Annotated in this window: 12 protein-coding genes and 1 pseudogene; 4 read left to right on the top strand and 9 right to left on the bottom strand. The window is 60.1% G+C overall.

Annotated elements, in window-relative coordinates; genetic code table 11:
• Window positions 1-132: 132 nt before the first annotated feature.
• Together AC1D0I_RS16750 and AC1D0I_RS16745 are read right to left on the bottom strand one after the other, a co-directional pair.
• Window positions 133-1161, bottom strand: coding sequence for an IS110 family RNA-guided transposase (locus AC1D0I_RS16750; protein WP_477396449.1), 1029 nt, complete (start codon window positions 1159-1161; stop codon window positions 133-135).
• A 174-nt stretch (window positions 1162-1335) separates the two neighbouring features.
• On the bottom strand, window positions 1336-2367 hold the full coding sequence (locus AC1D0I_RS16745) for a GlxA family transcriptional regulator (protein ID WP_477308697.1): 1032 nt from the start codon (window positions 2365-2367) through the stop codon (window positions 1336-1338).
• A gap of 86 nt (window positions 2368-2453) precedes the next feature.
• Here AC1D0I_RS16745 and AC1D0I_RS16740 point away from each other — a divergent pair, with 86 nt between their 5' ends.
• Window positions 2454-3860, top strand: a complete 1407-nt coding sequence (locus AC1D0I_RS16740; RefSeq protein WP_477396447.1) for an FAD-binding oxidoreductase — start codon at window positions 2454-2456, stop codon at window positions 3858-3860.
• Window positions 3861-4062: 202 nt separating this feature from the next.
• On the opposite strand, the gene AC1D0I_RS16735 is transcribed toward AC1D0I_RS16740, so the two are convergent.
• A complete protein-coding gene (locus tag AC1D0I_RS16735) occupies window positions 4063-4503 on the bottom strand; it encodes a hypothetical protein (RefSeq protein ID WP_477396445.1) in 441 nt (146 codons plus the stop codon).
• Window positions 4504-4778: 275 nt separating this feature from the next.
• Window positions 4779-5387 (bottom strand): recombinase family protein, encoded by a 609-nt coding sequence (locus tag AC1D0I_RS16730; protein WP_031241134.1) that lies wholly within the window; start codon window positions 5385-5387, stop codon window positions 4779-4781.
• Between the two features lie 192 nt (window positions 5388-5579).
• Here AC1D0I_RS16730 and AC1D0I_RS16725 point away from each other — a divergent pair, with 192 nt between their 5' ends.
• The 3 genes and pseudogenes from AC1D0I_RS16725 to AC1D0I_RS16715 form a co-directional block, all read left to right on the top strand.
• A complete protein-coding gene (locus AC1D0I_RS16725) occupies window positions 5580-6323 on the top strand; it encodes a hypothetical protein (protein ID WP_477396443.1) in 744 nt (247 codons plus the stop codon).
• A 309-nt stretch (window positions 6324-6632) separates the two neighbouring features.
• Window positions 6633-7961, top strand: coding sequence for an adenylate/guanylate cyclase domain-containing protein (locus AC1D0I_RS16720; protein ID WP_477396441.1), 1329 nt, complete (start codon window positions 6633-6635; stop codon window positions 7959-7961).
• A 72-nt stretch (window positions 7962-8033) separates the two neighbouring features.
• Window positions 8034-8220 (top strand): annotated as a pseudogene (locus AC1D0I_RS16715) (IS3 family transposase); the annotation flags it as partial.
• Between the two features lie 377 nt (window positions 8221-8597).
• On the opposite strand, the gene AC1D0I_RS16710 reads toward AC1D0I_RS16715, so the two are convergent.
• From AC1D0I_RS16710 to AC1D0I_RS16690, 5 genes are all read right to left on the bottom strand, one after another.
• Entirely contained in the window at window positions 8598-9161 is a 564-nt protein-coding gene (locus tag AC1D0I_RS16710; RefSeq protein WP_477396454.1) for a terminase small subunit, read from the bottom strand.
• A gap of 731 nt (window positions 9162-9892) precedes the next feature.
• The gene (locus tag AC1D0I_RS16705) at window positions 9893-10120 is read right to left on the bottom strand and encodes a hypothetical protein (RefSeq protein WP_477396440.1); all 228 of its coding nucleotides are present in this window, start codon (window positions 10118-10120) and stop codon (window positions 9893-9895) included.
• A gap of 424 nt (window positions 10121-10544) precedes the next feature.
• Window positions 10545-10688 carry a hypothetical protein gene (locus AC1D0I_RS16700; RefSeq protein ID WP_477396438.1) on the bottom strand — a complete coding sequence of 48 codons (144 nt, stop codon included), beginning with the start codon at window positions 10686-10688 and terminating at the stop codon, window positions 10545-10547.
• Window positions 10689-10968: 280 nt separating this feature from the next.
• The gene (locus AC1D0I_RS16695) at window positions 10969-12012 is read right to left on the bottom strand and encodes an AAA family ATPase (RefSeq protein WP_477396436.1); all 1044 of its coding nucleotides are present in this window, start codon (window positions 12010-12012) and stop codon (window positions 10969-10971) included.
• Window positions 12013-12018: 6 nt separating this feature from the next.
• Entirely contained in the window at window positions 12019-12258 is a 240-nt protein-coding gene (locus AC1D0I_RS16690) for a helix-turn-helix domain-containing protein (RefSeq protein WP_477396434.1), read from the bottom strand.
• Between the last annotated feature and the right edge of the window lie 100 nt (window positions 12259-12358).

The raw sequence follows: 12358 nt of genomic DNA, 5'->3' as shown, positions 1-12358 counted from the left end.
CAATGACGCCCACGACATTCGCACGGGTTATCCCAGCTCCCGGTATGACCGGTTCGCCATCACATCTCATCGCCCTTGCAACTGGTGAACTTCCTTTTCCTTCGCGTCTTGTTTGATTGCCACCGAACCAGATCATGCTGCGGCGCTGATCGGCGCCCGGTAGGTTCCTCCGCGCGTCATGATCGCCCAGGCCGCGCGCGCCGTCCGGTTGGCGGCAGCCACCGTCACGACTCGGGCGGGCCGGCGCTTGAGCATCGCGACCATGCGCGGATCGACCGAGTCAGGCCTTGTCCTTGCCCGCCGAACGAGCGAGGTCATGCCGACCACCAGCAGCCGGCGCAGATAGCGATCGCCCATGCGCGAGATCTTGCCCAATCGTTCCTTGCCTCCGCTGCAGTTGGCAAGCGGCGTCAGGCCCAGCGAAGCGGCGAATTGTCGGCCCGAGCGGAAGCGCTCTGGTTCAATCACCGAGGCAGCCAGCGCAGTGGCCGAGATGACCCCGATACCGGGGATCGTCGCAAGCCGTTGCGACAACTCGTTTGAGCGATGCCAGGCGAGGAGCTCCTTCTCGATTGCTGTCAGCCGGTCCTGCAGGTCTCCGATCTGGCGCGTCAGGCCAACGACGATGCGCTGCGCCAGGGACGGTACTTCGGGCACCTCGCCGGCTGCTAGCCGCGCGGCAAGCGCAAGCGCGTGGTGCAGCCCGCGCGCCATCTCGATCCCGAATTCGGCGAGCAGCCCGCGCACCATGTTCACCAGCTGCGTGCGCTGCTTGACCAGAAGATCGCGCGTCCGGTGCAGCGCCAGAGCCGCCTGCTGCTCGGCCGACTTTACCGGCACAAACCGCATCGTTGGTCGCGTCACCGCCTCGCAGATCGCTTCCGCGTCACCCGCATCGGTCTTGCCGCGCTTTACATAAGGCTTGACGTAAGCCGGCGGCATTAGCCGCACCTCATGGCCAAGCCGGATCAGCTCGCGCGCCCAGTAATGCGATGTCCCGCATGCCTCCATGCCGATCAGACAGGGCGACAGCTTCGCGAAGAAGGGCAGTACCTGCCGGCGGCGCAGCGGCTTGCGGACGACAACATCGCCCACCGCATCAATACAGTGAACCTGAAAAACGCTTTTGGCCAAATCCAGGCCGATCGTGATAATATCCATGACGGGTGGCTCCCTTGGCTCGTGGTCGCTTTGACAGCATCCACACTTTGGCACTCAGATGCCGGGAGCGGGAGCCATCCACATCATCTGCTTTCAGGCGGCAGCAGGGCTGATCGCTACGGCCGACATGCGGCGCAAAGCGGAATATGGGTATCGCGCCGCGACGGTCGAGATTCAACCGCGGCTCAGAGCTCGCCGGAGAGCACTGAAACGAATGCGATATTGCGCCGGCGTCAGCCCGACCTTGCGGCGGAAGAGACGCCCGAAAAAACTCGCATCCTCGTAGCCGACTTCATTCGCCACCGCTTCGACCGGGAGATCGCCCGTCTCCAGCATCTGCTTGGCCTGCTCGAGCCTGAGCGCGTGGATGTAGTCGATCGCCTTCATGTCCGTAGCCCTGGCGAAGCGGCGCACGAAGGAGCGCTCGGACAGGCCTGACAACTTTGTCATGGCGGCGACGGGCGAGGGCGTCCGGTAGTTGAGCTCGGCCCATTTCTGGCACCGGTTGATCACCGCGTCGCTGGTCTGGCGAAAGCGCATGAGCGCGGCGAAAGGCTGCTGGCCCATGTCGTGCCACTGCAGCATGTAGACCTTGGCGACCTCCATCGCCTCCTTGAGGCCGACAAAGCGCGCGATGAGATAGAGGGCGAGGTCCTGCCAACTCGAGCCGCCCCCGGCCATGACAACCCGTTGCGCCTCGCCGCTCAGCACAAGCGACTGGTCCGGCTTCACCTTCACGCCGGGATAGTTGTTCGTGAGCGTCTCGACATAGCCCCAGTGAATGGTCGCCTCGCGATTGTCGAGCAGCCCCGCCTCGCCGAGCAGCACCGCGCCAGAGCATGCGCTGGCCAGCATGGCGCCGTCGTCATGCGCACGCTTCAGCCAGGCGGCTTCGGCGTCATACTGCCCGGCGACGCTTTCGCCCGGATTGACGAAGAAATCGGGGATGCAGACGATGTCGGGGCGGGGGCAATCGGAAAGCGCGTGGTCCGGGCGCACCCAGACACCGTTTGCGGCGCGAAACGCGCTGCCGTCCCCGGCAACCACATAGGGCCGCATGCGCGGCGTGCCCGAGGCTCCGCTGGTGATGAACAGGAAATCCCTACCGGGCGAGGAAAACAAGTCGAACATGCCGTAGATCGTGGAGGCGGTAGCCTCCGGAGCGGCTAGGATCGCCACATTTAATGGTCTGGCCTGTTCAACCATGGCAGAAATGACCGCCTTCTAGCATTTTCGACTTTAGCGACCATGCTCGCGCCGCGCTAGCGTGCTTGAAACGAGGAGACCGCCCCATGGCCGCCACCGCTACCCTTGCACCTTCGAGCATCGAAAGCTTCCGTTCCATCTTGCGCGGCGAGGTGCTGGAGCCGTCGAACCCATCCTATGACGCGACTCGGGTCGTCTGGAACGGCATGATCGATCGCAGTCCCGCCCTCATCGTGCGCTGCCGGAATGCTGCCGATGTCGTGGCGTCGGTGAATTTCGGGCGCGAGCAGGGGTTGGCGATCGCAATTCGCTCGGGCGGCCACAATGTTGCAGGCTACGCCGTCTGCGACGGCGGGCTGATGATCGACATGTCGCTGATGAAGGGCGTACGGGTCACGCCCGGCCTCGACCGTGCCTTCGTCGAGGGCGGCGCCACCTGGGCCGATGTCGATGCGGCCACCACCCCGCTTGGCCGCGCCACTCCAGGCGGTCTCATCTCGGCGACGGGCGTTGCCGGCCTGACGCTTTCCGGCGGCATCGGCTGGCTGCGCGGAAGCCACGGCCTCAGCATCGACAATCTGCTGGCCGCCGATCTGGTGACCGCCGATGGCCGCCTCATCCATGCCGACGCGACGCAGAACCCGGATCTCTTCTGGGCGCTGCGCGGCGGTGGCGGCAATTTCGGCGTGGTGACGAGCTTCGAGTTCAAGCTACACCCGATCGAGCAGGAGCTGATGTTGTGCGGTCCGGCCTATCCCGAAGAGCGCGCCAACGAGATCATTCCGCTCTGGCGCGACTTCATGCAGACCGCACCCGACTGCCTGAGCGGCCTGGCCGAGTTCTCCACCCTGCCCGACGACCCCTCAATTCCCGAGCATACAAGGGGCCGGCGCGTCCTGGCGCTCGCGCATGTCTATGACGGACCGGCCGACGAGGGCGAGCGGGTCGTGGCGCCGTTGCGCAGTTTTGGGGAACCGCTTGTCGATTTCAGCGGCCGCATGTCATATCGCACCATCCAGTCGCTCTATGACGGGCTGTTCCCGAAAGGCCGCGACCGCTGCTACTGGAAATCCACCTACCTCTCGTGCCTCGACGACGAGGTCACCGAGGAGATCACCGCGCGGATGGCGAAGCGCCCCTCCGAAATGACCTTCGCCTCGATCTGGAAGTTCGGCGGGTTCGTCCAGCGCGTTGCAGCCGATGAGACTGCCTTCGGCGACCGCTCCATGCCCTTCATGCTCAGCCTCGACGCCATCTGGCCTGGCGCTGACGAGGACGATGCGAACATCGGCTGGGTTCGCAGCTTCTGGCAGGACATGCAGCGCTACTCGACCGGCCGCCTCTATCTGAACTTCCCCGGCCATGGCGAAGGAGCGGATCTCGTGCGCGACGCCTTGGGAGCCGAGGCCTACGCGAGGCTCGCCAAGATCAAGCACAGATACGATCCGGACAATCTGTTCCGGCTCAACCAGAACATCCTGYCAATGCACTGACGCACAATCCAAATCGGGCGTGCGGTGGCGACTCTCGTTTCGGCCCTGGTGGCTTTAGTCGCGCCCAGCGTGGTCGCCGCGATGTCCGCTTGCAATCAGTGGCAAATCTGTCCGCAACGGCCGAGATTGGGCGCAAAGCAGCCACGGTACCTCTGCCACCACGAGGCGTAGGCCGAAGGTCCAACATCTTGAACCGGATACTCTACTCGCTCATCAGGCTACGACCAATAAATCCGACAAGGGAGAGTGTACCCGCCGGTCTTGGCGGATCCCAAGTCGCCCCGACTTCCTCCGCTAAGGTTGCCCATCCCGCAAGCTTGGCGGTCCATTCGGGCGTCATGCGCCTGTCCGTTGCCCACCCCTCGAACACGTCGGCCAAGTGCATCATATGTCGATAGCCGAGCTCCTCGCGCAGGTCCTCCGACCAGCGTTGCTCTGCAGCTTGATCGAATATGCGTGCGAGTCCTTCTGCCGAGGACTTCGACTGGTTCCTGCGCTCCTCCATAGCGTTCAACGCGAGCAGATTGTGCGCCGAGCGACGAAGTCCGTCTCTTTGCTCTGAAGTGAGACCCTTGCCCGTCTCCGCCCGAATTTCGAGAGCCTTGGCCAGCCTGATCCTTTGCTCAGGAGTTAAGCGGGGCATCGATGCAGCTTTCCTGGTTAAACGAACTCGGGGGCGCTAAGCATTTTCCGATCAATCTGTAGAGGAGGGCCGGACGTCAGATTTCCGACTGACCAGCCCACGGCTCCGCCTTGCTTTCTGGCCATCAGCATGCCGAGACCGTCCAACACCGACCATGCCAAGACGCAGACGGCAGYGCCATGCCACCACGGTTCGCAATGTCGAGTTGGCAAAGGCCATCGATTGGAGTGGATCCCATTAGCTTGCGCCCAGCGTCGACAATCGCGGCACAGGGATCAGGCTCTTTTTGCGAGCCTGCTGAGTGTCGATCGCGAGCAACCGGTAGCGGAAACAATACTGTTCCAACTTTGCCCGTCTTTAAGCATTTTCACGATAGCCGCATTGCGTTTCGCGTCTTCAGGTCGGCCTCGATAAAGACCGCTGCGCCTAGCCTTCTCGATACCTTGCGACTGACGACGACGCCGGTCCTCATAGTCCTTCCTGGCGATAGCCGCGAGCATGTCGAGCATCATTCCATTGATCGCTGCGAACATCCGCCCCGTGAACTCGTCAGACGTGGTTGTCATCATCGTGTGGGAGGTCGGCAGGTCCAGGGCGACAACGCGCACCTTGCGATCATCCATTTCGCGCTTAAGGCGATCCCAATCGGTAGCGTTCAGGCGGCTCAACCGATCGACTTGCTCGATCAGAAGAATGTCGCCGGGCTGACAGTCAGACAGCAGCCGGAACAGTTCCGGCCGTTGGAGCGAGGCGCCGCTCTCGTTCTCGATATAAGTCGCAGCGATGGTCAAACCTTTATCCTTCGCGAATTTCTGGAGATCGACATTCGCCCGTTCGGCGTCCTGGTCTTTGGTCGATGCTCGGAGATAAGCGCGGACGAACATGAAAACCCTCCTTGGTTCGATTTAAGTGGTCCCCCAATATGCGGTTCGATTTGAGTTGTCAAACGACATTTATCGAACCGCGCCAAAGACGGTTCGACAAAGGTACACCCAAAAGACATGCTGACTACGCTGTTCAACACAGCGCCACGGCAGCGGTTCAATCGGAGAACTGCGCTTAAGGAGGATGATGCGATGAGAGAAGACGAACGCATTTCGATCGTTAAGGAACTCCTCTTTGCCTACGTGAAGAGCCCGTCCTTGCGCCACATCCGCGACCCCTATTCGCTGATCAGATTGGCGCAGGAGATCGTTAGGCGGGTTGACCGGGGCAATTCGATCTGGAGGAAGTGGGACGGGCAACGTGAGGTCCTTCTCAAGTCCGCCCTGGGTTGTTGGATACCAGTCGAGGCTCTGCGCGACTTCATCAACGAGATGCCGGGGCCACTGGCTACGACGACAGATGTCGGCCAGCGCCTGAGAGCGTTCGAAGACGAGGAATATTTCTCGTACCCAAAAGAGGAGCTTCGCCCTGGGTGTCTCGCCCTCTACGACAAGGAAAGGGCCGAGGGTACCGAGCTTCCTGCTATCATCGGCCTGCTCAGGGACCACGTAGAACAGGAAGAGGAGCGGCTTCGGGTAGAGCAGGAGGAACGGTATAGGAGATTGCGTGAAGAGGACCAAATTGCTGGCGAACAGCGGCTCCTGTCAGGCGCTGACTGCAAGTGGACGCAGCTCCAGAAATCTCCTCATTGGTATTGCCGCACCAACGGCAGGACATACCGTCTCTCGCCAACGAAGGACAAAATGTGGAACCTCTACCGCGTTAGTTCGGTCTCGGAGGAAGACGAGAGAGCCTTGATCGGGAAGTACCAAGGGCGTGGTGACGCGACGAAAGTGGTTTCGCAAATGACCTATCAGCCGGAGCCAAAGTGGTAACTAGGGCGGATGAGCCGAGCAGAGCGGCTCCCCGCCGCCGCGACCTGGCCACCGCACCCTGGAATGACGATCCCGCTCCGCCTGACCTGCTGGCTCTATGACCTGCGTGGACAGGAACGAGGATGTCGCGGGGGGTCAGGAAACCGCGTTGCCAGAAAACGGCCCAATCCGGCACGGGCGGTGCCCAGCCGGGAGGGGGAGTCGCCCAACTCGGACCCACTGGACCGTCGGTGGTGATGGTGTTCTTGAGTAGCTTGCTCAGGCGCATGTCACTATGCTCGGACTTTTATGGTCAGGCGGGGAACTCGTATGGCACGCCCGAACGTCATACTTATTGCGACGCTGCAACTATCGAAATTGCTCCGAACGATATTTGCCAGACTTGCCGGCCCATTACAAAATATGATCGCGTTCGGAACTACCGGCAAAGATCCAGTATCCAGTCGCCACCTTAGAGCCCTCAACGTATTCGTCACGCTGGTAGTGCTAAGTACAATATTCGTGATAGGACAGTCTTTGTTTCGCCTTGGATTCGCTAAGCATCACGCCTTGATTTTATGGGCGTCGTTTATCCTATTCATGTGGGCACTTACTCCGCTGTCAAATCGGTTTGGCGAAGTTGTAGCGACAACATATTTTGTCGGCGTATCTTGGATCGGTTTTGTTGTTCAAGGATACATCGCCGGCTCTTCCCTTGGCAGTCATTATTTCTTATTAGCGGCCCCCGCGGTATCGATTTCTCTCGGATCCAGGCGAATGTTGATCGCAATATTACTTTTGTTCTGGGCGCTTTTCGGATTCTATATAGTGGAATTCACATTTCCAAGCTCCTCGTTCGAGCCTGTACCAGGGGATTTTGCCGAACTAAACTTGCAGTACTGTTTATTTGGTTCGTCTATATTGGTCTTTTGGTCGATCTACTATGCTCTCTATGTAGGTGACCGCGCTGAAGCGGCGCTTGAGCGTGAATATGAGCGATCGGAACACCTCTTGCTTAATCTCATGCCTGCATCGATTGCTGCAAGATTGAAAGAAAAACCAGACGAAACTATCGCTGACCACTTCGACGAGGTAGCTATTCTTTTTGCCGACGTAGTCAATTTTACGCCTCGCGCTAGCAAGTTACCCGCGGTAGAGGTTGTACGGTTCCTCAATCGAGTCTTTACCAGATTTGACCGCTTGGCAGCGATCCATTGCTTGGAGAAGATCAAAACGGTTGGAGACGCCTACATGGTGGCGGGTGGCATGCCTGACCGCCATCAAGGGTACGCTCGACGGGTAGCCGAGTTGGCACTCGACATGCTGGACGCGACCCGCGACGTCTCGGAAGAGATAGGAGAGGAAATAGCCATACGGATAGGAATCCACGTAGGGCCGGCAGTCGCAGGAGTGATCGGGACACAGAAGCTATTTTACGATGTATGGGGAGATACCGTGAATACCGCATCTCGGATGGAGTCACTTGGTAGTGCCGGCCGGATTCAGGTGACCGAGACAGCTATGCAGATTCTGGCTGACGAGTACGTGTTTGAGAGACGCGCCCGAGTTCATGTCAAGGGGAAGGGTGAGATGGAACTGTACTATTTGCTCGCCCGCAAAGCCGTGGGCGAGCGCGATCAGCCTATCCCCGGTCCTTGACAGCCAAGGGCGGAGGACACCGGCGAATGAGCTTCGTTCGCTCTATATCGCCTCGCCGGCGCGGTCTGGCTGCTTGAAGAGCGCGTTCGCGACCTCGAGCGGCTTCTCGGCCGCAAGACCATGGAAGTGGAGATCCTCAAAGACGCGCTGGCCAGGTCGGAGTCAAAAAAAACCGAACTTGCGGCTCTTGTCGCAGCCGAGGGACGGTTCCCGATGAAGTCCGTTGCCGAGACCCTCGGGGTGGCGCGTTCCCATCTCCATGACAAGGTGCATCGCTGCGCGGGCCTTATCGCAAACCCGACGACGATGGGCTCTTGGAGCTGGTCGCCGCCTAATCGACGCCCGACCTATGGCTATCGTTGCATCACAGCCCTGACGAACAGGGAACGCGCCAAGCGCGTGCGAGAGGCGTTGAACTGCTGGGGTCCTGCCGACTGGAAGGGCGAAGGCAGACATACCGCGTTGATCCGCAACGAACGAATGCTACGCGAGGGTAAGCCCGATCTGGTCTGCGGATTCCCGGGCGGCGGCGGAACCTGGTACACATGTTCCCTCGCCGAGAAGCTCGGAATCACCGTTATCATGCTGGCCTGACCTCACTCGGGTTCCACCGTCTCCATACGCCCTGGGCTCTCCTTAACGGTCGCCTTTGTGCGGAGCGATCTCATTGGCAATGGAGGTGATCTGGTAGATCAGCACGTCCGAGCTCATCTGAGAATAGCGGTTGAGGTCGTTGTTCGTGTCGGCACGCTTATTGCCGATGAGGCCAAACAGTTTCGCCTTGGCCATGATGGCGGAGATTGCCGTAGCCGGCTGCCCGCGCTGATGCGCTAATGCAATCGCGCAGTCCAGTTCCGCGGCGAGCGACTCGCGCGTGACGATTACTGCGTCAGCGAGTTCCTTGACCAATTCACGAATACGGTTTGAAATCTTAGCACTTCTTAGCAGCCGCGAAGAGTTCGCGAAGGCCGTTTGTTTGGAGCATTTGAAGCCTGCCTGTTGGTATGCCTTGTACGCTGGCCACCCGTACGCGCGGAGCTGGCAGAATCTCTCGTGCCTTGGATTGTTTAGTGCAGGGTTGGAAGACTTCCCCCTTGCGTCTGAAGAGCCGCCGAAGGCTTCGAAGGAGCTCCTCCGGGCCCGTCCAGGTAAACCCCGGGCTGCTAAGGCTCTTTCCTCGTCCTGTCTGCAGCCGGACATGATGCCGCTTCGGCGGGCAGAATGCGCAGATGCGTCGATCCGAACCTGGTTGCCGCTACGGATCACCATCATCTCCCGAATCAAATCTGACATCAATGTAAGGACCAGCACTGACGATTCTCTGAGCACTGAAGGCAACTTGGCGGGACCGACCCCTTGCCGCTCAGGCCGACATCAACTCGATCCCCGGCAGCCGCCGCCCTAGCCGAGATCCGATCCGCCAGCAGATGCGCGGCGAACCCGCGAGTGCTTGAAGCTCCGTCGCCCGGCGGACCGGCGGCATCGCCCGTTCCATGTGCCGTCGACACTTACAATTCTTTCTGGCGTCTTCAGACCGCCCTTCAGTGGGGCAGAAGGCAGCAGAAGTCAGCAGCAGGCCGCCACAGACTTGGCTGCGAGCGTTTGCACCGGGGAGCAGATCGAGACCTTGGCTAGCTCTGACTTCGGGACGTAGAACGGCATCCGCTTGGCTCCGTGATGGTGCACCAGATGGTAGCGATGCATGCCGCCGATGATAGCTATCTCTCTATCGTGCTCTGCGATTGGGGGCGGAGACACGCGCAGTCCGTGAACCCAGCGATAGGCGATCTCGATGCTCTTCGACTTACACCGCCTGTGCCAGGGGTCTCTATCCTAGTTGCCTGGTAGGTCAGCTTGGAATGGACGTCCGCCACGTCGGCCTCGATAAGCACGAAGTCGCTGGCGGCATGGTCATCAGGGCCGTCGCCATCCTAGGATAGATAAAGCTTGTGGGGAGCGTAGTCCCAGGCTGGCACGAGGGCCTGTGGGATGTTCTTCCGCCCCTTGCCCCATTTCTGCGCTTTCCGGTCTATCTCCGCCTGGGAGAGTTCGAATTCCTCGTCGAGCTTTCCTTCCATGATGGCCTTCGCCGTCAGGTTGTTCAGCCCGCGGCCAATCAGCCGAATGAGCTCGGCGGCGTCGGCGGCGGCGAATGTCACGCTTTCCCCATCAACCCGGGTCTGACACAGAGGCCCAAGGAGGCCGATGGCGCAGAGCTCCTTCCAGAATGAATTCCCCGCTTACGCTATGGATATCTGATCTGCAGTGCCTTCTTCCGGCAACCAGCGACAAAGGCAGAGCATCGAAGAGCTCTTCATCGCCACGGAAGAGCCCTTTGTCCTGGCAGAAGACCCGCAGAAGACCCCGAAGGTACGGTTCCAGTTCCAGGCTCGTCAAGGCAAACACAGGGCTGCAGGAATCCCCATCGGCAACTAGTTTGACCCGAGCCGTTCGGACGCGTGATCTCTTTCAGCTTGGCTGGGGTGAACTCAGGGACACCGTTCGCCGCGGCGCCAAATCCGTTTCGCAGCGCCTGTGGCCCAGCGTTTGACTCGGCACCGCTTCCATCGTCATGGCGCTCCTTCAGACCATCGCAACTCCCGCAACCTCGTCGATCTCGTGCCCACGCAGCTCGATCTGACAGTGCGACGGTCGGAACATTGCTGCCCGCACGGCGGAACGGGAAGCCACAACTTCAGCCTTGAAGAAGTCGAGTTGCGATTTCATCGGATCAGCCTCCTGTCCCGGTTCGGATGTCACCGTCGCCGCCGCGGTTGTTCGAAGCAGGGGCTCTGCCCCTTCCACCCCGAGAAAGGACATTCGTCCTTTCAACCTCTCCATCATGCACACGGCCTAGTACTTCAACGCTCACGCCATCACGCTCTTGAAGGGGAATGTCGTTCCTATTGCTGCCCCGGTCGTCTGTCACTGTCACCCCCTTCTATAGAAAGGGGGTTAGTGACCGTGACGGTGACGTTTTCGGGTTGAGGTGTCACCAAAGGGGTCATCAAGTGCCACCGGTGACGATGACGGTGACGTTTTCACCATCGGTGCAGATGAGATGTTCGTCGTGCAGGTGTTTACGGTTCTTGCTGAAGAGCTTCCGGCGGGTATCCGGCGACTTGTCCGGCCACATGGCGTAGCAGGCCTCCTGCCACGTCGCCACGGTTGCTGAACCACCGCTGGAAATTCGGCTAAGCGCACCGARCATCTGGTCGGCAATGGTCTGCTTGCGTTGTGCTTTTGCCTCGTCAAAATTCAACGCGGACGGCTCCAAGGCCCGCAATTGCCGGATGACCTGCACAGATATTATCCCGTCGGCACTCTCGATATCAGCGCCGTTAATGTCGAATGCGAAGCGAGCACCGCCTGGCCCGTTGCGCATTTTCTCGACCTCAGCGAATGACGCTCCCGATTTCCCTTTATTCACCCGCACCACTGCATCGGCACGATCAAAGAACACCCGACTGCCGCGCATGCCGCTGTTCTCATTTTTGCCGGTATGGTGGAGGGACAGGACGGCGCATTCCAGTTCGCGAGCGGTCCTATCGGCGTTGCTCATGTATTCCGAAGCGGCGGTGGCGTCGTCTTGGCTCTTCGGACCGAAGCTGGCCGCAAGCGTGTCAACGATGATGACCGCGACAGGCAGGCCCGATTGCTTCGCAAACTTTTGAGCGGCGCCCATCACAGCAATTCGGGACGCATCGGCAATAAGCCCCTGGACCGGGGCCTCCATGAGAGCGATCGGCAGGGAAGCGGCTTCGAGCCCGAGATCGCGCGCAGCGGCTACCAATCGAACCTTTGCGCCCTCGATATCTTCGCCGGCCACGTATAGGACACTACCGCGGCTTACCGGCCTGTTGGCCCATTGCTTGCCGCCAGCCACGGCCACCGCCGTTCTGATCGCAAGGCCGGTCTTTCCAGCGCCGCTCGGGCCGTAGATCAAGCTGGGGCCGCACGGCAGGACATCTGGGATAATGATCCGGCGTCGGGGCTTGTCGTGCAGGAGCGCATGCTCGATCTCTGCCAAGGTGATGAAGGTGTTGCCCATCGACCGTCACTCACCCAGAAATTCTTCGTCGTGAGGAGGCGCTTCGCATTGTTGGCGGGTCTTCGGGGCTCGAGCGGGCAACTCATCGAGAAAGCTTTCCAAGTCACGTCGCAAAATCACGGTGCGCCGGCCAAATTTTCGGGCGACAAGTTGCCCAGCATTGATCGCCGCAAAAATCCGCGTGCGGCCGATGCCGGAAAATTCAACGGCCTCCTCGATGGAGAAACCAAGTTTGTCGGTGTTCATGAAAATGCTCCACGGGTTGTTAACGTGGAGCAACGTTGGGGCGCAGCACCTGAAAAAAGTCTGGCAACGGATCGTCCCGGAATTTAATGGCGGAATTTCC

The organism is Mesorhizobium sp. P2_D1 (assembly GCF_056404455.1).
This window is presented reverse-complemented; position numbering and strand designations above follow the sequence as displayed.